Raw genomic sequence first — 18,755 nt, 5'->3', positions numbered from 1 at the left:
GATTGTTTGAGCCAGTGTCGCATTTCTAACTGGCTGGCAGAGCGACAGATGACATTTTAACTTTGCACGATTCGCGACATTTCAACCTTGCCGCCACATCGTATGTAGTAGGGTACATTCTATTTTCAAGTGCGACATGCCAATGATTTCAATGGCTTCACTTTGGAGATTTTGGCATGTCCCGATGCTATACGCAGATCACCCTTGCCGATCGCCGCCGTCTTCATCATCTGGTGGCGGCAAAGGTTCCCGTCAACGAGATGGCGCGTCAGCTTGGCCGTCATCGCTCGACCATTTACCGTGAGATCAAGCGCAACACGTTTCATGACCGTGAACTGCCAGATTATGACGGCTACTACAGCACGGAAGCGCGGCCGCAAGCCCGGCCGGGGGACGGACTTCATGAACGACCAGGAGGTGATTGCCAACAGGCAGAAGGCGCTGGCGCGGATGGAAGCGGCGGAATGAACTGGCGACGTTGAATGCCAGCGGTCTATTGCAGACGTCAGCGGCGCATGCGAGTTTCGCGTTATGAAAGACGAACAACAAACTTCTTCCGATCATACACAAATCCACCTTGCTCCAGACGAAGCTCTGGTTCTTTTTGAGCTTCTTTCTCGTTGGTGCAAAGAGAGCAGCGCTCCCACGCCAAGCGCGTCCTGTTTCGAGAGCCCTGCCGAATGCGCTGTGCTGCACGGACTGCTTGCCGGTCTCGAAAAGCAGCTGGTTGCACCCTTCAGGGCAGACTACCTTGACCTTGTAAAAGAGGCCCGTCGCCGTTTGCAGCCATCGTGGGATTATCCTGCACTTAGGGTTTGATCTCATACCCGGAATGCCTGTTGATTGCCAAGGCAGATTATGCACCCTGCTGAGGAAGCTAAAGCCGAATAGGCATTCCCTCACCCGCCCCCGCTCCTCCCTTGCAACCCGGCCCAGCCGGTCGGATCGGGGGCTGACCGTCGGTGCCTGTGTCGCGTTTCTAAACAGCTGGCGAAGTCGCGCCTCTAACCAGCTTTGACATCGTATGTAGCAGCCGGATGAGGCTTTCTATGGTCTTGAGCGCCTCACCTTCATCAGCGCTGCCTAGACACTCTGTACCTCGCTTGAGCACAATAGCGAGCAAAGGATTTAGAGAAAGCACCTATCCTTGAGTGGGCTTTGAACCCATGAAAGACATTGCTGACGAAATGCCCATGCTTTGGCTGATGCGGCAAAGATTTTGATGATCTGTCGGAACTGATGGGGATTAAATAGTAGCCAGCGGTGTTCTCACGGGTACGACCACGTACTCATGAAGGAGCCTGCGCCATGAAGTACCCTTACTCCATCACTCTCGTCATTGCGGCATTGGCCTGCACGCCTGTATCTGCAAGCCCGTTTTCGTCCGCCGCCGGACGTTACCGTATCGATCCCGCCTCGCACATCGGATTTTCGATTGCACAGGTTGCCGGTCCGGGCATCAACGGCACTATTCCCGATATATCCGGCCGCTTCGATATCGATCCGGACCAACCGTCCAAGTCCTATGTGGAAATCAGTTTGAACCCTTCCAGCGTGAAGACAGGCCAGGAGCGGGTGGAAAATTTCCTGCGGTCCAGCGCGGTTTTTAACATCGCCGCCTATCCGCAGATCGTGTTTCGCTCCAACCGCGTTACGCAGGACGGGCCGCGCAGCGCGGTGGTTGAAGGTGTGCTCACGGCCCGAGGCGTCTCCAGAGCCGAGACGTTTCACGCAACATTCGTTGAGCAGCAAAAGGGTTCCGTCACCTTCCATGTCACCGGAAATATCCCCCGCCTGCCCTATGGCATGGGCGTTGGCGTGCCGCTCTATTCGAACACGGTTGCCTTCGACATAGATTTGAAGGGCGTCAGATAAAAACGACGGAACGTCAAAAAAATCGGCGGGACGGGATTAATTGCCGCTGGCCGGTGTTCTGTCTTGTATCGGACATGGTGTCCGCACCGTTACCTCTCAAAGGACGACCTCATGCGTGAACATCATTTCATTCTGGCAGGCGCTCTCGCGCTCGCCTCCACTGCCGCGCTTGCCGAACCATACGCCGGTGGCGCGGTGGTTGAAATGGCGACGGCAAAGGGCACGATCCTGACTGACGCCAAGGGCATGACCCTTTATACGTTCGACAATGATGGCGATGGCTCGTCAGCCTGCTATGACGCCTGCGCGAAGAAATGGCCGCCGCTTGCGGCTGCCAAAACCGACAAGGCGGATGGCGACTACAGACCACTCGCCCGCAGGGATGGCACGATGCAGTGGTCGCATGATGGAAAGCCGCTGTATTATTGGCAGATGGACAAGAAGCCCGGCGATGTCACGGGTGATGGTATTGGTGGCGTCTGGCACGTTGCCAAGGAATAGCACCCATGCCTGATTTTCTTGACGAGATCACAAGTTGCATACCGGCGCTTCGACGTTACGCGAATGCGCTCACGCACGACCGTGACACGGCTGACGATCTCGTTCAGGACTGCCTGGAAAGAGCCATCCGCAAAAAGGCGCTGTGGCGGCCGCAGGGGCCGTTACGTCCATGGTTGTACCGAGTGCTGGTCAACGTTTACCGCAACAATCTGCGCGGCAGAAACCGCCGACCCTCGCAAATCCCGATTGATGATGTTGCCGAACAGATGTTTGTGCCGGCGCCGCAGACGGGCCGGATCGTGCTTGCCGAAATGGCCCGTGCCATCGAAAAACTGTCAGGCGAGCAGCGTGAGGCCCTCCTCCTCGTCGTCGTCGAAGGTCTGAGCTATGCGGAAGCGGCAAAGGTTCTGGAAATTCCGTTGGGCACTTTGATGTCCCGTCTGGGGCGCGCCCGAACAGCCTTGGCTCGTATGACCCAGGAAGACCAGCCAAATCTCAAGGTGATAAAATGACTGGCAACGAGCCGCAGATAACCGAAGCCGATCTGATGTCCTATGTCGACGGGCAGCTCGAAGACCAGCGACGTGATGCCGTTCGCTCCCACCTCGCCTCCAATCCGGCCGATGCGCGCAAGGTCGAGATATGGCAGCGGCAGAATGCGACACTTACGGCTCTCTATCGCCCTGCTGATGTCGATGTTTTACCCGAGTGCCTCGATGTTTATCGGATGGAGCGGCGCTTGCGATCGGAGCGTGCAAATTGGCGCAATCTGGCAGCGGCATCCGTTCTCGTTCTGGCAGTTGGACTGACAGGTGGCTGGTTCGGGCGCGGACTTGTGTCGGAGGTCGAGGCACCTGCCCATTCCATCGTGGCGGATGCGACGCAGGCGCACAAGTTGTTTGCAAGCGAGGTTCTGCACCCGGTCGAAGTTCGGGCTGATGCCGAGAACGGTTCGAGCCTGCCGAAATGGCTGTCAAAACGGCTCGACCGTAAACTGAACGTGCCGGACCTCACCCGCCATGGCTTGTCCCTTGTCGGCGGCCGGGTGCTGCCCAGTTCCGAAGGCGCCGCAGCTCAACTGATGTATGAAGACAAAAGTGGGCAGCGTGTCACTCTTTACATCGTGGCTGCGGCTGAAACGAGCGATACCGCCATGCGGCGCTCCAATGTCGACGCGCTGGAAACAGTGTCCTGGGATGACGAAACAATCCGCTGCGCTCTGGTCGGCAGCCTGCCGTCCGACCGCATGGACGCTATTGCCAAAGACACCTATCAACAGCTGAGTTAGCCGATGCAATATCTCAAGGGTCATTCCGATAGAGCGACGAGCGGCGTAAGGAGATGGCGAAACACGCCCGCCTCCTTTGGTTTGGTGGCGATCGTTTTCCATTGGACGATCGCGCTCCTATTCCTCGCGCAGCTTGCGCTGGGATATCTCATGAGCCGCGACATCGATCCGGTGCTTCAGTTCAATCTTTTTCAGTATCACAAGTCGATTGGGTTTCTGGTTCTGGCCCTCGCCGCCCCCCGCTTCATCTGGTCGATTTTCAGCAGGAAACCGCGGGCTCTGGATGGTGAAGGGATGGCTTCGAGGTTGGCCGCACGGTCGGCTCACGCCGCACTGCTGTTCCTTACTCTCGCCGTTCCCCTTGCCGGTTGGGCCGTCGCGTCGACGTCTCCTCTGCAGATCCCCAGTTATGTCTTTGATCTTGTCGTCGTGCCAGGACTACCCATGGCGATCTCCGACCAAGCCGAGGCTTTCTGGACTGAGGTTCACGCCACTCTGGCCTATCTTGCCGCAGTTATCGTCGTTCTTCATGTGGCAGCAGCGCTGTGGCACCATTTCGTCCGCAAAGATCCAACGCTTCGGCGCATGATCCCTTTCAGGGCTGCTGAAGACAACAGGAGCCGCACCGCCTCCCCTCGAAAATAGCTAATAAAGTGTTCTCTGGTAGTCCTTTTCCAGATCGTCATCCAATTTCCGCATCTCATCCTTGTTGCTGGGCGCGCCCGTCGTTTCGTCAAGGATGATTTTGATGAGCGACGGCATCTCGGAGCGATCCTGAAAATGATCCGGGCTCCACAAATGAGACCGCCGAAACGCCTTGGCGCAATGCATGAAAACCTCACTCACCCTGACGACAATCGCGAGTTTGGGCGCACGATCATTGATGCTCATGCTTCTCAGAAGTTCCGGGTCGGTTGCGAGCTTTGCCTGCCCGTTCACACGCAACGTGTCGTCAAATCCCGGTATGACAAACAACAGCCCGACGCTTGGATTGGCAATGATATTGGTCAACGTATCCAGACGATTGTTACCCGGTCGATCCGGTATCGCGAGTGTGCGTTCATCAAGAATCTTGACGAACCCCGCAGGGTCGCCGCGAGGGCTTACGTCAGCACTTCCCGCCAGATTCTGCGTTCCTATGCACAGGAACGGAGAGCGTCTGATAAATTCCCGCGCATGCTCGCCAATGGTGTCCTGACACTTCAATATCGCCAGCGCGTGGGTCGCCTCGAACAACCCTCGAAGCGATGGCTCATCTGTTATTGCAAATTCCGGATCAAGTTCAAACGCCGTCATCATCCTCACCCTTGTGACGTTGCCCCGTTGTTCCCATCAGCTTCACCAGACGAAAACGCCTGGATATTGCTGACATATCGATTGTTCTTCTCTGTCCGCATTTGAGCTGCTTCTAAGTTTGAGGTACGTACCTCAAACTTAGCACTATCGCAGATTTCAATTTCAATCAAGAAGTAGAACCGGCGCCGATAGAGGCACAACAATCACCGAAACGGCTGCGGGAGCCTTTGAGGGCGGGCAATCCTGTACAGACCGTGTAGTTTGTTCTTACCTTAAGGCCCTCGCTATTCACCGACGTTCAAGCGGTCGAAGCGGCCTTGAAGACGGCAAGCTGGTCGGCAAAGGCGCGTTGATAGGCCGGACGCGCCTCACCGCGAGCCACATAGGCTGAAAGGTTTGGATATTCGTCGAGGATGCCTGAGCTTTTTATCCTTTGCAGCACCGATATCATCAACAGATCTCCAGCGCTGAACGCACCGTCGAGCCAGTCGTCGTCACCGAGGCAGCGGGAGAGTTCGCCGAGCCGCTTGCTGATATTTTTATCGATCATCGCTAAGCGCTCTTCGTACCAGCTCTTGTCGCCCTCCAGAAATCGGGCAATCGAGCGGTCAACGATTGGTGGCTCCACCGTGTTGAGCGCGGCGAACATCCAGGTTATCGCCCGTGCCCGCGCATTCACATCCCGCGGCAATAGGCCGGCATTGCGCTCCGCGATGTGGAAAATGATCGCGCCGGATTCGAACAGTACGAGGTCGCCCTCCTCATAGGTCGGGATTTGTCCGAACGGCTGAAGTGCCAGATGCGCAGGTTCCCGCATCGCCTTGAAGGAGAGAAGGCGAACATCGTAGGACAGCCCCGCTTCCTCCAGCGCCCAGCGGACGCGCATGTCGCGTGCCAGGCCCTTGCCGCCATCGGGCGAGCGTTCAAAAGCGGTGATCGTGATCGTCATTGCTGTTCCCCATCGCGTCTGTTTGGAGACTATTGGCTCATTGTGGTCGAGCATCAGCTTTTTGCGCCGGCCGGAAAAGGCAGCGCGTCAGAATAGGCGTTTGCCAGAACGAAAACAATCCTTGTACGTTTCCATGACAGGTCATTAGCGTGCCGTTTGCCGTGGAAAGGGCTGGCCATTTCGCGCAAAAACTCTAAGCTCCTGCGCCGGACGCGGATTGCCAAAACCTTCAGGATTTCGATTTAAATCATTAGGGAGAAACCATCAGATGAGCCTGCGTATAAACGACATCGCACCCGATTTCACCGCCGAGACCACACACGGTCCGGTGAGCTTTCACGAATGGATCGGCGACGGCTGGGCGGTCCTGTTTTCGCATCCGAAGAATTTCACGCCGGTCTGCACCACGGAACTAGGCGCGATGGGCGGCCTGCAGCCGGAATTCGAAAAGCGCGGCGTCAAGATCATCGGCATTTCGGTCGATCCGGTCGAAAGCCATGAGAAATGGAAAAACGACATCCGCACCGCGACCGGCTTTAATGTCGATTATCCGCTGATCGGCGACAAGGACCTGAAAGTCGCGAAGCTCTATGACATGCTGCCGGCGGGCGCTGGCGAAAGCTCCGAAGGCCGCACGCCGGCCGACAACGCCACCGTGCGCTCCGTCTTCGTTGTCGGTCCCGACAAGAAGATCAAGCTGGTCCTCACCTACCCGATGACCACCGGGCGCAACTTCGACGAAATTCTTCGCGCGATCGATTCCATCCAGCTGACTTCTAAACATCAGGTGGCGACACCGGCAAACTGGAAACAGGGCGAAGACGTCATTATCACCGCCGCCGTCTCCAACGAGGATGCGATTGCCCGTTTCGGCTCCTATGACACAGTTCTTCCATACCTGCGCAAGACGAAGCAGCCCGGCTGATTTGAAATCGATAAAGGGGCGATGGATCTCCATCGTCCCTGTTTATTCTTACTCGCAGCGCAGCTACGGCTTAATCACGCCGCCGTGGTAGTCGAGCCGGTACACCTCAACGCTGTCCCGATATATGCGCTCCACGCCGGTAAAAGACCGGAATTCGCCCTCATTGGTATCTACATAGATCGTGTCTTCGACCTCGTGGGTGAAGCCGCCGAGGAAGCGCCCTTCCCTGTATAGCGTGGAAAGCGATCGCTGGATCACCCTGCCCGCCACCGTGCCGTCGATTAGCTCAGGGCGGATGATGCGACCGTAATAATTCATGGCCCAAAGTGGAATTCCCTGATGCCAGACGACCTCCTGACCGATGAAGTCGGTTCCGCCGAAATAGCTATCGATATAGTTCCAGTCGCCACTTCGAAAGCCGAGGTCGTGTGAGCCGATGCGGGTGGGCGTCGAGGATTTGTTGCCGCCGCCCACATAAGTGGCGGACTTGGCCTGCACGATGAATTCTTCCAGCATCGGGAATACCTCACATCAGGAACATAAAGTGAACATACTGGACTTGTTTGAAGGTCGCAAGCGTATTCCTTACCCTGCCTGTCGCCATATTTTCACAGATGGCGGGCTTGGTAATCGCAGCGTTTGCCCTTAAAAGCGATGCATAAATGATCCTCGAAGAGTGCCCATGTCGCAGACCCCGCAAATCTATGTCGATGCCGACGCCTGCCCCGTGAAACCCGAGATTCTCAAGGTGGCGGAACGGCATGGGCTGGAGGTGACTTTCGTTGCCAATTCCGGTTTGCGCCCGTCGCGCGATCCGATGGTGAAAAACGTGATCGTATCGGCCGGTTTCGATGCGGCGGATGACTGGATTGCGGAGCGTGCGGGCGAAAACGATATCGTCATTACCGCCGATGTGCCGCTCGCCGGGCGTTGCGTTGCCAGGGGCGCGCTGGTGACGGGACCGACCGGCCGCATTTTCGACCAAACCAACATCGGCATGGCAACTGCGATGCGCGACCTTGGCGCACACCTGCGCGAAACCGGTGAGAGCAAAGGATATAACGCGGCTTTCTCGCCGCGCGACCGGTCTGCTTTTCTGGAGACGCTTGACCGTTTCTGCCGCCGTGTCAAAAAATGACCGCGTAAACAGGAAGGCGCAGCCCATGACCCCGGCCAATCCGCAGAGCAACACCTATAGCCGCCATAAGCCTTTCTTCGTCGCTCTTTTTGTTGGCGCCTTTGGCCTTGGCTTGGCGCTGGCATTCGCACGGCCGCTCGCCATCGAAATTGCAGCCATTCTGTTTTTCCTGACCTATCTCGGGCTGGTGGCCTTTCGGCTTCCGAAATTAACGGCCCAGCACCTGAAAGCGCATGCCGATAGTGATGACCTGCCGGCAATGGCCATCATCGCCATTACGCTGATCGCTGCCACCGTCGCCGTCGTTTCACTTTTCCAAGCACTCAACCATTCCGGCGAAACCGTCTGGACGCTGCTGCTCGCCTTCGGCTCCGTGATTTTCGGGTGGCTGACAATCCACACCATGACCGCCTTGCACTACGCACATCTTTACTGGCGTCCGGAAATCGTTGATGGCAAGCGCAAGCATCGCGGCGGCATGGATTTCCCGGCAACGAAGGAACCCTGCGGTTACGACTTCCTCTATTTCGCTGTTGTCATCGGCATGACGGCGCAGACCTCGGATGTTGCTGTAACCACGACACCGATGCGCAAGGTCACGTTGTTGCACTCCATCGTCTCCTTCTTCTTCAACACGGTTCTGGTGGCAGCGGCGGTCAATGCTGCGGTCGCGCTTGCGGGCTGAACCGGAAAAAACTCTTCATAAAGGAATGGCTTCATGAATATCATCTCGCAAAATACGGCCTTTGGCGGCATGCAGGGCGTATTTTCGCACCCATCCGAAACCCTGAAATGCGAGATGACCTTTGCAGTCTATGTGCCGCCGAAGGCGATCAACGAGCCGTGCCCGGTTCTGTGGTATCTTTCCGGCCTCACCTGTACCCACGCCAATGTCATGGAAAAAGGCGAATATCGCCGCATGGCATCCGAACTCGGGCTGATCATCGTTTGCCCGGATACCAGCCCGCGTGGCAACGATGTGCCTGATGAAGTGACCAACTGGCAGATGGGCAAGGGCGCGGGCTTTTATCTCGACGCCACGCAGGAGCCTTGGTCGGAACACTACCATATGTACAGCTACGTGACGGAAGAGCTGCCAGCCTTCATTGGCCAGCATTTCCGCGCGGATATGAGCCGTCAGGGCATTTTCGGCCATTCGATGGGCGGCCATGGTGCCATGACGATTGCGCTTAAGAACCCAGACCGCTTCAAGAGCTGCTCCGCCTTCGCCCCAATCGTCGCCCCCTCCTCTGCCGACTGGTCCGAACCGGCGCTGGAAAAATATCTCGGAACGGATCGTGCCGCATGGCGGCAATACGACGCCTGCTCGCTGGTCGAAGACGGCGCCCGTTTTCCGGAATTCCTGATCGACCAGGGCAAGGCCGACAGTTTCATCGATAAAGGCCTGCGTCCCTGGCTGTTCGAAGAGGCGATCAAAGGAACCGATATCGGCCTGACGCTGCGCATGCACGAGCGTTACGACCACTCCTATTATTTCATCTCCAGCTTCATGGATGACCATCTGAAATGGCATGCCGAGCGACTTGGCTAAGGCTGCGAAAGGGGAAGCTTAACCTGCGCGGTTTGGATTCGTCCGACATCTTGAACAGCGACGTGACGGCGTTTTCAGTACGCCGTCTTCGCCATGGCTTTCGGAGATTTATGCATCCAAAGGAATGCGGGCGATGACCTTGATCTCGAAATCGAAGCCCGCGAGCCAGTTCACGCCTATTGCAGTCCAGTTCGGGTAAGGCTTCGTGCTGAAAATCTGCTGCTTGACGGCCATGATGGTTCCGAACTGTTTTTCGGGGTCCGTATGGAATGTCGTCACGTCGACAATATCATCAAATGTACAGCCCGCTGCATGCAGCGTGGCTTTGAGATTTTCGAAAGCCAATTGTACCTGACGTTCAAAATCGGGTTCTGGCGTTCCATCGGAACGGCTGCCCACCTGCCCGGAAACGAACAGAAGGTCCCCGGATCGGATAGCCGCCGAATAGCCGTGCTCCTCGTAAAGAGCATGTCTGTTTGCGGGAAAGATTGCTTCGCGCTTCGCCATTTTTAAATCTCTCTTCTTTGTAATCAAGTGCACTCTCTGGGCGGAACGTTACGCTTCGAGCGCTTCACACAACGCCTTATTTGATATACGGTGCGTATTTGAATTTGGTGGCATACATGCCGTATGTCAACCCATATACGTCACGTATGTAAAATTGAGGGGAGAATGGCGAAACGACGCGCGGAAACGATGGAGGAAAATCGCGTAAAACTGATCGCGGCTGCACGAAAGATTTTCGCCGAAAAGGGATACTCTTCCGCATCAATGGACGAGTTGACTGCTGAGGTTGGTCTGACGCGTGGGGCGCTTTATCACAATTTCGGAGATAAGCGTGGGCTGCTGGCGGCGGTGGTCGATCAGATCGATTCTGAAATGGCGTCTCGCGCTCAAGAGATCGGGGCACTGGCCGAGGACGATTGGCAAGGTTTGCTCGCCGAGGGCGCTGCCTATATCGAAATGGCGCTTGATCCGGAAGTACAACGCATCGTTCTGCTCGACGGGCCTGCGGTATTGGGTGATCCGTCGCAGTGGCCTAGCCAGAGCAGTTGTCTGCAGACGACCAAGGGAACGGTTCAGAGCCTCATCGAACAGGGGGTCATCAAGTCAGTCGATGCGGAAGCTGCTGCCCGGCTTCTAAGCGGGGCTGCACTTAATGCTGCGCTATGGATCGCCGCCAGTGACGATCCCGTGAGGGTGCTGCCGAAGGCTGTCGAGGCTTTCCAGTCCATGGCCACCGGCCTTCTTGTGAAACCAGTTTAAACTCTATCTGGAAACCATACTTGTTCACGGAAACAACGCCGTCGCGAGCGTTGTCGGTCCGGGTCGGCTCAGCCGGAACTCGCGGATCACGCGCTCCGCGACGCCGTAAGCGAGATCCTGCTCGATCGACTGATTGTCGAAGCTGACGACGGTGGCTGTGAATTTGGCCTCGGCGATAACCTCGCCCGTCGCCACGGCGGCCGCACGAACGATGACACGGGCCGATGCCCGTTCTCCAAACAGGAAGGGGCCGCGGGTGACGGATGCGAGGCGAATGGTCAGCACAACGCGCGGTCTGATTTCGCCGCGTGCCGTCGTTTTGATGGCATTCTGTAGTTGCGCATGAATGGATTGCATCAATGCTGGCGCTACATCCGGCCGTGCCGCTACAAAGGCGCCGCGCACATCATAAAGCAGCCGGTCGGCATTGGTCGCCTCCGGTTCCAGCCTGAAAGACATGAGCGTGAAACACGCCAGCACAACAATGCCAAGGCGTTTCAATCGAGTGTTCATGATCTGCGGCTCCCCTAACGTGAGGTAACCGCATATTCGGTCATCAGGGTTAGAAAAGCGTTAAGGCGCGATCTTCAACGCCTCCAGAACGCTGAGTGCTGCACGCATGTCGATGAGCCTAGTGGCGCGGCGCTCCAGCGCCTCCTCGTCCTCGCCCCAATGTTCGGCGGTCCAGTCCTCGTCAAGATGGGCCAGCGCCCAGGTTTCCTCCAGCGTCAGCTGCCCTTCCGCCAGTGCCAGCGCCAGAATGGCGGAGCCGGTCAGCGACGTCATGGTGTGCAGGGCGGCAAGCGCGATCGGCGTATCGTATTTTTTGAGCGTCACGGCAAAGGCTGCAACGGCTTCCCGAGGCTGATCGCGATGCATGACTCCTTCGACGAGAATGAAGCGTGCGCCGAGAACATTGGCCGCCCAGTCGATCACCGGATCCCAATGGTCCGCCTGCCGCGCCACAAGCGCTTCCGGTTGACCTGCGCGGTAGCACAGGAGATCGGAAGAGGAAAAGCGCAGTATGTCCTCGAAAACCGCCTGGGTGTCGCTGGCGATGCCGTCGATGGCGGTGTTCACATGCCGCGAGACCGGCATGACGACCGGGTTCACCACTTCTTTCTGCGCATCCCATTCATCGCGAAGCAGGTCCGCAAGCGCCTTCGATGGCAAGACAAGCGGCTTCTTGGCGGGCGTGCGCAAAGGTTTGCCATCGAGATGGATGGTGAAGCCGCCGTCTTCCACGTCAGCAACGGTAACGTCCTTATAGAAACGTTTCGGCAGGGGCCGCTGCATCTGGATTTGGGCGCGAAGGATCGGATCGGGGTGGCTGAGGCCTTCCGAAAGGTCGTTCAGGAGATCACGCATGGCACGTCCTCATCAGTCGAATAGAAAGGATCATTCAAGAATATCGGCGGGAACATGGGCCGGAATTTCGCTCGGATGGCTGACGACGGCGTCTGCGCCTGCCTTCCAGAGATCATCGACCGAGGCGTAGCCCCAGGCAACGCCGATGGCCTTTGCGCCGGCGGCCTTTGCCATCTGCATGTCATAGATAGCATCGCCGATGACGACAGTGTCGGCCGGAACCATGCCGGTTTCATGGCAACATTCCATCACCATGGCCGGATGCGGCTTGGAAGGGCAATCATCCGCCGTGCGCGACACGATGAAATGCTCGGCAAAACCATGCGTTTCGAGAATATGGGTCAATCCGCGACGGCCCTTGCCGGTGACCGCGCCTATCAGCACCTTATCCCGTCTGGCGAGCGTGTCGATCAAGGGCGCGATACCGTCGAACAGCGGCTCGATCATGCCAGGTCGGGCGCGGATCGGGTGATAGATTTCCCGATAGCGCTCAGTCATCGCGCGCACCTCGTCATCCACATGCGCCTTACCGAGCATGCGGGCGATGGCGATGTCGAGCGTCAGGCCGATAATTGCCTTGGTCTGCGCAATATCAGGCCGTGGCTTTCCGAAATCGGCAAAGGTATCGACCATGACGGCATGGATAAGGCCGGCGCTGTCGACCAGCGTGCCGTCACAATCGAAAAGAACGAGTTTCATCTGATATCAGCCTTCCCTGTCGCCATCGGCCACGTCGAGGCCGAGCAGGTTCCAAGTCTGTACCATATGCGGTGGCAAAGGCGCGCTGACACGAAGGCGGCCGCCATTCGGGTGCGGAATGTCGATATGGCGTGCATGCAGGTGCAGACGCTTTTGTACACCGCCCGGAAAATCCCAGTTCGGATCATCGATGTAATATTTCGGATCGCCGATGATCGGGTGCCCCATATGCAGTGCGTGAACGCGCAGCTGGTGGGTACGGCCGGTATAGGGCTCCATTTCCAGCCAGGCGAGGTTCTGCGCAGCGGTATCGATGACACGGTAATAGGAAATGGCGTGATCTGCCCCCTCCTCGCCGTGCTTGGCAATGCGCATGCGGTCGCCGTCGGGGGTCTGCTCCTTGACCAGCCAGGTGGAAATCTTGTCCTGATGCTTGCGCGGTACGCCGCGAACCAGCGCCCAATAGGTCTTCTTGGTATCGCGCTCGCGGAAAGCGGCCGTCAGCTTCTGTGCAGCACCTCGGGTGCGGGCCACTACCAGCACGCCCGACGTGTCACGGTCCAGACGGTGCACCAGACGCGGCTTTTCGCCCTTCGGGCTGGTCCACGCTTCCAGAAGCCCGTCGATGTGACGGTTGACGCCCGAGCCGCCCTGCACGGCAATGCCGGCCGGCTTATTGAACACCAGAACCTTGTCGTCCTCATGCAGCAGCATGCGCGCCAGAAGTTCGCCGTCTGCCGAATGTTTGAGGTCCCTGGATCCGATTGGTCCGCTTTTGACCTTGAGGTCGGAATCAACAGGCGGCACACGCACCATCTGCCCCGGCTGCACCCGTGCGTCCGTCTTCACCCGGCCGCCGTCCACACGCACCTGTCCGGAGCGCAGAAGCTTTTGCAGCTGCCCGAACCCCAGACCCGGATAGTGAATCTTGAACCAGCGATCGAGGCGCATACCGGCCTCGTCGGCCTCGACCTTGATATGCTCGATACCTGCCATAAAATTTCCAGTCTCTCTGTCTTGATCGCGCGCCCTGTTATCCGGCGCACCGTTTGGAGCAAGCCTTTAGAACAAACTGCGGCCCAAGGCCAGCCCGGCGAAAACCGCCGCGATGGAAACCACCAGGCTTGCCGTGATGTAAACCGCTGAAAGGCCGAGCGCGCCACGTTCGAAAAGCGCTACCGCATCCAGCGAGAAGGACGAAAAGGTGGTGAAGCCACCGAGAACGCCGGTGACCAGAAACAGACGCATCTCCATGGACGCGTTCAGCCGCCTTGCAACAAGCTCAACCAGGAAACCGATGAGAAAGGATCCGACCACATTCACCGCCAGCGTTCCCCAAGGGAAAGTCATACCCACAAGGCGCACACTCAACAGACCCACGAGATAGCGGAAAACCGAACCGATTGCGCCGCCTGCTGCGACAAGAGCGATATTCAGCATTTGGGGAATGTCTCCGGAGAAATACCCGACGGGTCTGTTGAAGACGTTTTCTAGAACATAGCCACGGGTGGTGAAACCCCCTTGTCCCGACCTTTTTTCGATTAAAACTCGATTAAATTGCACGTCCGCGATTTAGGCTTCCAACAAGACGCAGCTGCTAATCTGCGGTTTTACGGGTCGGCGAAGGATGGCCGGAGGTTGGATGACACAGGTTCTTTCCGTTTCTGCAAACACTGCGGCCTACGCACTGGAGGCCGTGAAGCCGTCGCAGCGTGTATCGCGCAGAAGCGAGGTTGAGGAAGCCATTCACGAATTGGCGCGCAAGGCCGAACAGGGAGACGATTTTCAGTTGAGAGCCTTGCTCACCGCCATCAAGCCGCCCGCCTTGACCCTCTATTTCCTGACAAGCGCCAGCCATCGGCACGCCCCCCAGACAACACTCGATCAGGCCGTGCAGGCCTACGAGGAAAACCAATCCAATAAAAACTTATAATATCAATTTGATATCCAAACTTATTAAATCGATTTGTAAGTTTTTTTGTGCGCATTTCGCGCGTTCAGGTTGTTGTCAGATTCAAATTTTAGTCCTTCGGCACCAACTGGAGGAAGATCATGATTTCTATTGCCCGTCACATCACAGCCACCACGATCGCGCTCCTTGTTTCGGCGCAGGCTTTCGCGGCCACGACCATCAGGGTCACCGAAGGCGGTGAAGGTGGCGGACCAATGACACTCGTTATGGACCAGACGACGGTCAAAGCCGGTGAAGCCGTGTTTCATGTGCATAACGATGCCATGAGCGAGCAGCACGAAATGGTGCTCGTCAAGCTGAAGTCTGCAGACGAAAAAATACCGCTCAATACCTCGAAACACCGTGTCGATGAAAAACAGCTTAAAAGTCTTGGCGAAGTGGCCGACCTGAAGCCGGGCGGCGATGGTCAGCTCAAGGCAAAGCTTACGCCCGGCACATATCTCCTCTTATGCAACATAAAAGGTCACTACGAAGCGGGTATGCAGGCCAAGCTGACTGTTACAAAATAATATTGGTCGAACAAGCTGAGGCTGCCGGATGAGTATTGCGTTCCGGCAGCCTCTTTTTTGCGTCAGTTGTGCTGGTGAGCGTTCTTGTCGTCACCACCCTTGGCCGAGCCTGCGGAAAGCACAATCTCGACCTTGCCAGCCTTTTCAAAGATCAGCGTCACCGGCACCTTGTCGCCTTCGGCAAACGGCTTCTTCACGTTGAAGAACATCATGTGCAGGCCGCCGGGCTTCAGTTCCACTGTCTCACCGGCGGGAATGACGATGCCGTCATCCAGCTTGCGCATTTTCATGACGTCGTTGACCATGGCCATTTCGTGAATTTCCGCGCGGCCGGCGGCGGAGGATTCGACGCCGATCAGCTTGTCGTCGCTGGAACCGGTATTCTTGATCGTCACATAACCGCCGCCCACGGGCTGACCGGGCAGCATGGCCTTTGTCGCGCCAGCCGAAAGCTCGAGACTGCCAGCCTTCACCACGTCCATATCCATATCCATATCCATGGCCATAGCGGAATGATCATGCCCGCCGGCATGGGCTTTTGCGGTAACGCGGATGGTCGGCGCCGGGCTTTTCAACGAATGCGGATCGACGCCTGCGGCCGCCACCTCGTCCCAGGAAACCTTGCCTTTGTCGCCGCAAAGCTGCGTCACCTTGAAGGGAAGGTCCTGCCCGGCCTCTATGCCGGAGATTTTTCCCTGAACGGCAAAGGTGTCATAGAATTCATCCGGCAGATTGCCGCCCTTCCAGCGGATTTCGACCGCACCGCTTTTGATGTCCTTCCCGTGGTTCTTGTAGGCTTTCTGATAGTCGCCCTTGATGACCTCAAGGTCCCAACCGGCCTTGGGCTGCGGCTTGGCAGTGATGAAGCCTTCCGGCAGCTTGATCTGCACTTCTGTGGTGGCAAGTCCGCCATCGCAGCCATGCGGCACCTGAAGTGCGGCAACGATGGTGCTTTCCTGTTCGGCCGAACCGTCAACGAAGGTCGTATGGGCGAAGGCCTGCGCCGTCGAGACGGAGGCGACGAACAGGGTGCAGGTGATGATCTTGGTGGTTTTCATTTGTTTGTCCTTGCGACTGCGGCGCCATTGGCCCGGGCAGCTGCTCCGTGCCGCCACCCGGCGGCGATGATCCTGTGAAACGAAGAGATCAGGCGGACAGGGTTGGTGGGCCGCGTGCGGACGGTTTGCGGATCGTCTGGACCGAGCGAAAGTCCCATTCCGCGGTCAGGCGATTGTCGAGCCAGGCGAACTCCGTCCTAAGCCAGCCGGCCGCATCGGGCACCGGCAAGAGAATGGACGAGGCCAGCAGGCAGGCCTCGCAAAACAGGATCGCATCGCTTGAATGGGCGGGGCCGTCATTGGGGTGCGAGGCATTTACCCCGCCGCTGTGGCCTAGGCAGATTTCGGCAAAGGTGCCGTCCGGCAGCCGGTAGCTCTCATCCAGAAGAACGGCAGGTGCCGCGGCGAGCGCGGGCTTGTGGGCAAAACCAAGCGACAACATCAAAAGCGCGCAGAAAATGCGAAGCATTTTCTCCACCCTTGTCAGCGGTCGTTTTCGATTTGCGTCCATCTTCTGGCGATACCCCTCTTTCTTTCCGATTTCAAAGGGGAAATTTGCCGCAGGCCCATCCGCTCAACGGAACAATCGATACAGGGCGGCATTTCCTCTCCAATACGGATCGTTTCGGAAGGAGTACCGACATGCCAGCCAAATCGAAAGCCCAGCAGAAAGCCGCAGGTGCGGCGCTGGCCGCCAAACGCGGTGAAGTCAAGAAATCCAGTTTACAAGGTGCTTCAAAAAGCATGGAGAAGTCCATGACAGAAAAGGAACTTGATGAATTGGCGTCGACAAAGCGCAAGGGTCTGCCGGAGAAAAAATCAGACTGACGGCACGCCTCATACAAGGAACTCGCCGTTTATCCTGCCAGCGATGGCGCAGATGGAGCAAAAATCTGTTCAGATGCGTCATTTCGTCCTTGCCAATGACCGGGCTTCGAAGATAATGAGCCTCGCATCATCGTTGGGAGAAACCGCTTCATTGCGGTGCCGAAGGAGCAACCGCCCCGGAAACTCTCAGGCAAAAGGACCACCGGTGACGACGGAACTCTGGAGAGAAGCCACCTTTCATAAGGACGGCTCGCCGAAGGGATAACAATCTCAGGCGACAAGGACAGAGGGGGCTCTTGAACCCGGCGCGTTTTTCGCGTCATGACCTGAGCCCGCGCGATCTTTCGCGCAACCCTGGAGGCGTCTTTGGACGATACCGCCGAGCTTAAAATCACGCCGCTCCATTCCCTGCATGTTTCCCTTGGCGCCCGCATGGTGCCTTTCGCCGGTTACGACATGCCGGTGCAATATCCGGCGGGCGTGCTGAAGGAACATCTTCAGACCCGTACCTCTGCTGGCCTCTTCGACGTGTCCCACATGGGCCAGGTTATCGTAAAGGCGAAGTCCGGCAACAATGCCGATGCTGCAATCGCGCTTGAAAAACTGGTGCCGGTTGACATTCTCGGCCTAAAGGAGGGCCGCCAGCGTTACGGTTTCTTCACCGATGAAAACGGCTGTATCCTCGATGATCTGATGATCACCAATCGCGGCGATCACCTTTTCGTCGTCGTCAACGCGGCATGCAAGGACGCCGATGTCGCCCATATGAAGGCGCATCTTTCTGACACTTGCGACATTACCCTTCTCGATGATCGGGCGCTGATTGCGCTTCAGGGGCCACGCGGGGAAGCGGTTCTGGCCGAACTTTGGGCCGGTGTTTCCGAAATGAAGTTCATGGACGTACTGGAAGTTCCTCTCCACGACGTTCCCTGCATCGTTTCCCGTTCCGGTTATTCCGGCGAGGATGGTTTTGAAATCTCCGTGCCTGCCGAAAAGGCGGAAGAGATCGCCAAGGCCCTGCTTGAGCACCCTGATTGCGAGCCGATCGGGCTTGGAGCGCGCGACAGCCTGCGTCTTGAAGCTGGCCTTTGTCTCTACGGCAACGATATCGATACAACGACCTCCCCCATCGAAGCCTCGCTTGAATGGGCGATCCAGAAGGCGCGCCGCGCCGGCGGTGATCGCGAAGGCGGTTTCCCTGGGGCAGAGCGTATTCTCGGTGAACTCAAGGACGGCACATCGCGCCGTCGCGTCGGCCTGAAGCCAGAGGGCAAGGCACCGGTGCGCGGTCATTCCAAGCTTTTCGCGGATGCCGAAGGCAAGACGGAAATCGGCGAAGTAACCTCCGGCGGCTTCGGTCCGTCGGTCGAAGGTCCCGTTGCCATGGGTTACGTCCCTGCGGCCTATACTGCTCCCGGCACGGCGATCTTTGCGGAAGTGCGCGGCAAATATCTGCCCGTCACCGTCGCTGCCCTGCCCTTCATCAAGCCCACCTACAAACGATAATCTTCATCCCATCTCCGGAGAGAAT

General features: G+C 57.4%; 26 protein-coding genes, 1 pseudogene and 1 riboswitch. Of the genes and pseudogenes, 16 read left to right on the top strand and 11 right to left on the bottom strand.

From position 1 onward, the window contains the following. Positions 1-176 precede the first annotated feature (176 nt). The 7 genes and pseudogenes from ACQZ5Y_RS22505 to ACQZ5Y_RS22475 form a co-directional block, all read left to right on the top strand. Positions 177-386 (top strand): annotated as a pseudogene (locus ACQZ5Y_RS22505) (helix-turn-helix domain-containing protein); the annotation flags it as partial. A 145-nt stretch (positions 387-531) separates the two neighbouring features. Next, entirely contained in the window at positions 532-819 is a 288-nt protein-coding gene (locus tag ACQZ5Y_RS22500; RefSeq protein WP_081307256.1) for a hypothetical protein, read from the top strand. Between the two features lie 489 nt (positions 820-1,308). Next, entirely contained in the window at positions 1,309-1,875 is a 567-nt protein-coding gene (locus tag ACQZ5Y_RS22495) for a YceI family protein (RefSeq protein ID WP_112289961.1), read from the top strand. Positions 1,876-1,986: 111 nt separating this feature from the next. Beyond that, on the top strand, positions 1,987-2,376 hold the full coding sequence (locus ACQZ5Y_RS22490) for a COG4315 family predicted lipoprotein (RefSeq protein ID WP_174049440.1): 390 nt from the start codon (positions 1,987-1,989) through the stop codon (positions 2,374-2,376). 5 nt (positions 2,377-2,381) lie between these two features. Further along, the gene (locus ACQZ5Y_RS22485) at positions 2,382-2,888 is read left to right on the top strand and encodes a sigma-70 family RNA polymerase sigma factor (protein WP_174049439.1); all 507 of its coding nucleotides are present in this window, start codon (positions 2,382-2,384) and stop codon (positions 2,886-2,888) included. Next, positions 2,885-3,664: an anti-sigma factor family protein gene (locus tag ACQZ5Y_RS22480; RefSeq protein WP_174049438.1), complete on the top strand. Its 780-nt coding sequence runs from the start codon at positions 2,885-2,887 to the stop codon at positions 3,662-3,664. Before ACQZ5Y_RS22485 ends, ACQZ5Y_RS22480 begins: the two co-directional genes overlap by 4 nt. Before the next feature lie 3 nt (positions 3,665-3,667). Then, positions 3,668-4,309: a cytochrome b gene (locus ACQZ5Y_RS22475; protein ID WP_174049437.1), complete on the top strand. Its 642-nt coding sequence runs from the start codon at positions 3,668-3,670 to the stop codon at positions 4,307-4,309. On the opposite strand, the gene ACQZ5Y_RS22470 is transcribed toward ACQZ5Y_RS22475, so the two are convergent. Together ACQZ5Y_RS22470 and ACQZ5Y_RS22465 are read right to left on the bottom strand one after the other, a co-directional pair. Beyond that, positions 4,310-4,960, bottom strand: a complete 651-nt coding sequence (locus tag ACQZ5Y_RS22470; protein WP_013636066.1) for a pyridoxamine 5'-phosphate oxidase family protein — start codon at positions 4,958-4,960, stop codon at positions 4,310-4,312. Between the two features lie 298 nt (positions 4,961-5,258). Continuing rightward, positions 5,259-5,909, bottom strand: coding sequence for a glutathione S-transferase family protein (locus tag ACQZ5Y_RS22465; protein WP_065704583.1), 651 nt, complete (start codon positions 5,907-5,909; stop codon positions 5,259-5,261). 268 nt (positions 5,910-6,177) lie between these two features. Here ACQZ5Y_RS22465 and ACQZ5Y_RS22460 point away from each other — a divergent pair, with 268 nt between their 5' ends. Beyond that, the gene (locus tag ACQZ5Y_RS22460; RefSeq protein WP_111799061.1) at positions 6,178-6,834 is read left to right on the top strand and encodes a peroxiredoxin; all 657 of its coding nucleotides are present in this window, start codon (positions 6,178-6,180) and stop codon (positions 6,832-6,834) included. A 63-nt stretch (positions 6,835-6,897) separates the two neighbouring features. Here the strand turns inward: ACQZ5Y_RS22460 and ACQZ5Y_RS22455 are convergent, their stop codons facing one another. Further along, positions 6,898-7,350 carry a DUF5680 domain-containing protein gene (locus tag ACQZ5Y_RS22455; protein WP_174049436.1) on the bottom strand — a complete coding sequence of 151 codons (453 nt, stop codon included), beginning with the start codon at positions 7,348-7,350 and terminating at the stop codon, positions 6,898-6,900. A 166-nt stretch (positions 7,351-7,516) separates the two neighbouring features. Here ACQZ5Y_RS22455 and ACQZ5Y_RS22450 point away from each other — a divergent pair, with 166 nt between their 5' ends. The 3 genes from ACQZ5Y_RS22450 to fghA are packed head-to-tail and all read left to right on the top strand — an operon-like array spanning position 7,517 to position 9,524. Further along, positions 7,517-7,972 (top strand): YaiI/YqxD family protein, encoded by a 456-nt coding sequence (locus ACQZ5Y_RS22450; RefSeq protein WP_111803687.1) that lies wholly within the window; start codon positions 7,517-7,519, stop codon positions 7,970-7,972. A gap of 25 nt (positions 7,973-7,997) precedes the next feature. Beyond that, complete coding sequence (locus ACQZ5Y_RS22445) at positions 7,998-8,657, top strand: DUF1345 domain-containing protein (protein ID WP_065704588.1); 660 nt, start codon at positions 7,998-8,000, stop codon at positions 8,655-8,657. 33 nt (positions 8,658-8,690) lie between these two features. Further along, positions 8,691-9,524 carry an S-formylglutathione hydrolase gene (gene fghA / locus ACQZ5Y_RS22440; RefSeq protein WP_174049435.1) on the top strand — a complete coding sequence of 278 codons (834 nt, stop codon included), beginning with the start codon at positions 8,691-8,693 and terminating at the stop codon, positions 9,522-9,524. 108 nt (positions 9,525-9,632) lie between these two features. Here fghA and ACQZ5Y_RS22435 read toward each other — a convergent pair whose 3' ends face one another. Next, a complete protein-coding gene (locus ACQZ5Y_RS22435) occupies positions 9,633-10,031 on the bottom strand; it encodes a RidA family protein (RefSeq protein WP_065657930.1) in 399 nt (132 codons plus the stop codon). Between the two features lie 165 nt (positions 10,032-10,196). On the opposite strand from ACQZ5Y_RS22435, the gene ACQZ5Y_RS22430 reads away from it, so the two are divergent. Next, the gene (locus ACQZ5Y_RS22430; protein WP_174049434.1) at positions 10,197-10,790 is read left to right on the top strand and encodes a TetR/AcrR family transcriptional regulator; all 594 of its coding nucleotides are present in this window, start codon (positions 10,197-10,199) and stop codon (positions 10,788-10,790) included. Positions 10,791-10,814: 24 nt separating this feature from the next. Here ACQZ5Y_RS22430 and ACQZ5Y_RS22425 read toward each other — a convergent pair whose 3' ends face one another. The 5 genes from ACQZ5Y_RS22425 to crcB form a co-directional block, all read right to left on the bottom strand. After that, a complete protein-coding gene (locus tag ACQZ5Y_RS22425) occupies positions 10,815-11,303 on the bottom strand; it encodes a hypothetical protein (protein WP_013636057.1) in 489 nt (162 codons plus the stop codon). A 60-nt stretch (positions 11,304-11,363) separates the two neighbouring features. Then, positions 11,364-12,158 carry an ATP12 family chaperone protein gene (locus ACQZ5Y_RS22420; protein ID WP_038490935.1) on the bottom strand — a complete coding sequence of 265 codons (795 nt, stop codon included), beginning with the start codon at positions 12,156-12,158 and terminating at the stop codon, positions 11,364-11,366. Between the two features lie 30 nt (positions 12,159-12,188). Beyond that, the gene (locus tag ACQZ5Y_RS22415; RefSeq protein ID WP_174049433.1) at positions 12,189-12,857 is read right to left on the bottom strand and encodes an HAD family hydrolase; all 669 of its coding nucleotides are present in this window, start codon (positions 12,855-12,857) and stop codon (positions 12,189-12,191) included. A 6-nt stretch (positions 12,858-12,863) separates the two neighbouring features. Next, positions 12,864-13,853 carry an RluA family pseudouridine synthase gene (locus ACQZ5Y_RS22410; RefSeq protein WP_003512960.1) on the bottom strand — a complete coding sequence of 330 codons (990 nt, stop codon included), beginning with the start codon at positions 13,851-13,853 and terminating at the stop codon, positions 12,864-12,866. Positions 13,854-13,919: 66 nt separating this feature from the next. Then, positions 13,920-14,297, bottom strand: coding sequence for a fluoride efflux transporter CrcB (crcB, locus tag ACQZ5Y_RS22405; protein WP_013636055.1), 378 nt, complete (start codon positions 14,295-14,297; stop codon positions 13,920-13,922). Between the two features lie 202 nt (positions 14,298-14,499). On the opposite strand from crcB, the gene ACQZ5Y_RS22400 reads away from it, so the two are divergent. Next, positions 14,500-14,790 carry a hypothetical protein gene (locus tag ACQZ5Y_RS22400; RefSeq protein ID WP_019565563.1) on the top strand — a complete coding sequence of 97 codons (291 nt, stop codon included), beginning with the start codon at positions 14,500-14,502 and terminating at the stop codon, positions 14,788-14,790. A 119-nt stretch (positions 14,791-14,909) separates the two neighbouring features. Continuing rightward, positions 14,910-15,338: a plastocyanin/azurin family copper-binding protein gene (locus tag ACQZ5Y_RS22395; protein ID WP_174049432.1), complete on the top strand. Its 429-nt coding sequence runs from the start codon at positions 14,910-14,912 to the stop codon at positions 15,336-15,338. Positions 15,339-15,400: 62 nt separating this feature from the next. Here the strand turns inward: ACQZ5Y_RS22395 and ACQZ5Y_RS22390 are convergent, their stop codons facing one another. Then, positions 15,401-16,396 carry a copper chaperone PCu(A)C gene (locus ACQZ5Y_RS22390; RefSeq protein WP_112155089.1) on the bottom strand — a complete coding sequence of 332 codons (996 nt, stop codon included), beginning with the start codon at positions 16,394-16,396 and terminating at the stop codon, positions 15,401-15,403. Between the two features lie 88 nt (positions 16,397-16,484). Further along, positions 16,485-16,865 (bottom strand): hypothetical protein, encoded by a 381-nt coding sequence (locus ACQZ5Y_RS22385; RefSeq protein ID WP_236762864.1) that lies wholly within the window; start codon positions 16,863-16,865, stop codon positions 16,485-16,487. A 173-nt stretch (positions 16,866-17,038) separates the two neighbouring features. On the opposite strand from ACQZ5Y_RS22385, the gene ACQZ5Y_RS22380 reads away from it, so the two are divergent. Together ACQZ5Y_RS22380 and gcvT are read left to right on the top strand one after the other, a co-directional pair. After that, positions 17,039-17,224 (top strand): DUF3008 family protein, encoded by a 186-nt coding sequence (locus ACQZ5Y_RS22380; protein WP_003496099.1) that lies wholly within the window; start codon positions 17,039-17,041, stop codon positions 17,222-17,224. Between the two features lie 124 nt (positions 17,225-17,348). Beyond that, positions 17,349-17,436, top strand: a riboswitch (glycine riboswitch). Positions 17,437-17,590: 154 nt separating this feature from the next. Beyond that, positions 17,591-18,730 (top strand): glycine cleavage system aminomethyltransferase GcvT, encoded by a 1,140-nt coding sequence (gene gcvT / locus ACQZ5Y_RS22375; protein WP_174049430.1) that lies wholly within the window; start codon positions 17,591-17,593, stop codon positions 18,728-18,730. The last annotated feature ends 25 nt before the right edge of the window (positions 18,731-18,755 follow it).

Source organism: Agrobacterium sp. A3-95 (assembly GCF_053521785.1).
The sequence above is the reverse complement of the archived record's forward strand: the minus strand, read 5'-3'. Positions and strand labels throughout refer to the sequence as shown.

Bases quoted from the DNA above. Each gene is read 5' to 3' on its own strand.
- ACQZ5Y_RS22460 (WP_111799061.1), top strand. From the start codon at position 6,178: ATGAGCCTGCGTATAAACGACATCGCACCCGATTTCACCGCCGAGACC.
- ACQZ5Y_RS22445 (WP_065704588.1), top strand. From the start codon at position 7,998: ATGACCCCGGCCAATCCGCAGAGCAACACCTATAGCCGCCATAAGCCT.
- ACQZ5Y_RS22490 (WP_174049440.1), top strand. From the start codon at position 1,987: ATGCGTGAACATCATTTCATTCTGGCAGGCGCTCTCGCGCTCGCCTCC.
- ACQZ5Y_RS22390 (WP_112155089.1), bottom strand. From the start codon at position 16,396: ATGAAAACCACCAAGATCATCACCTGCACCCTGTTCGTCGCCTCCGTC.
- crcB (WP_013636055.1), bottom strand. From the start codon at position 14,297: ATGCTGAATATCGCTCTTGTCGCAGCAGGCGGCGCAATCGGTTCGGTT.
- ACQZ5Y_RS22425 (WP_013636057.1), bottom strand. From the start codon at position 11,303: ATGAACACTCGATTGAAACGCCTTGGCATTGTTGTGCTGGCGTGTTTC.
- ACQZ5Y_RS22410 (WP_003512960.1), bottom strand. From the start codon at position 13,853: ATGGCAGGTATCGAGCATATCAAGGTCGAGGCCGACGAGGCCGGTATG.
- ACQZ5Y_RS22475 (WP_174049437.1), top strand. From the start codon at position 3,668: ATGCAATATCTCAAGGGTCATTCCGATAGAGCGACGAGCGGCGTAAGG.
- ACQZ5Y_RS22415 (WP_174049433.1), bottom strand. From the start codon at position 12,857: ATGAAACTCGTTCTTTTCGATTGTGACGGCACGCTGGTCGACAGCGCC.
- ACQZ5Y_RS22435 (WP_065657930.1), bottom strand. From the start codon at position 10,031: ATGGCGAAGCGCGAAGCAATCTTTCCCGCAAACAGACATGCTCTTTAC.
- ACQZ5Y_RS22480 (WP_174049438.1), top strand. From the start codon at position 2,885: ATGACTGGCAACGAGCCGCAGATAACCGAAGCCGATCTGATGTCCTAT.
- fghA (WP_174049435.1), top strand. From the start codon at position 8,691: ATGAATATCATCTCGCAAAATACGGCCTTTGGCGGCATGCAGGGCGTA.
- ACQZ5Y_RS22385 (WP_236762864.1), bottom strand. From the start codon at position 16,865: ATGCTTCGCATTTTCTGCGCGCTTTTGATGTTGTCGCTTGGTTTTGCC.
- ACQZ5Y_RS22450 (WP_111803687.1), top strand. From the start codon at position 7,517: ATGTCGCAGACCCCGCAAATCTATGTCGATGCCGACGCCTGCCCCGTG.
- ACQZ5Y_RS22430 (WP_174049434.1), top strand. From the start codon at position 10,197: ATGGCGAAACGACGCGCGGAAACGATGGAGGAAAATCGCGTAAAACTG.
- ACQZ5Y_RS22465 (WP_065704583.1), bottom strand. From the start codon at position 5,909: ATGACGATCACGATCACCGCTTTTGAACGCTCGCCCGATGGCGGCAAG.
- ACQZ5Y_RS22380 (WP_003496099.1), top strand. From the start codon at position 17,039: ATGCCAGCCAAATCGAAAGCCCAGCAGAAAGCCGCAGGTGCGGCGCTG.
- ACQZ5Y_RS22500 (WP_081307256.1), top strand. From the start codon at position 532: ATGAAAGACGAACAACAAACTTCTTCCGATCATACACAAATCCACCTT.
- ACQZ5Y_RS22420 (WP_038490935.1), bottom strand. From the start codon at position 12,158: ATGCGTGATCTCCTGAACGACCTTTCGGAAGGCCTCAGCCACCCCGAT.
- ACQZ5Y_RS22395 (WP_174049432.1), top strand. From the start codon at position 14,910: ATGATTTCTATTGCCCGTCACATCACAGCCACCACGATCGCGCTCCTT.
- ACQZ5Y_RS22470 (WP_013636066.1), bottom strand. From the start codon at position 4,960: ATGACGGCGTTTGAACTTGATCCGGAATTTGCAATAACAGATGAGCCA.
- ACQZ5Y_RS22400 (WP_019565563.1), top strand. From the start codon at position 14,500: ATGACACAGGTTCTTTCCGTTTCTGCAAACACTGCGGCCTACGCACTG.
- ACQZ5Y_RS22485 (WP_174049439.1), top strand. From the start codon at position 2,382: ATGCCTGATTTTCTTGACGAGATCACAAGTTGCATACCGGCGCTTCGA.
- ACQZ5Y_RS22455 (WP_174049436.1), bottom strand. From the start codon at position 7,350: ATGCTGGAAGAATTCATCGTGCAGGCCAAGTCCGCCACTTATGTGGGC.
- ACQZ5Y_RS22495 (WP_112289961.1), top strand. From the start codon at position 1,309: ATGAAGTACCCTTACTCCATCACTCTCGTCATTGCGGCATTGGCCTGC.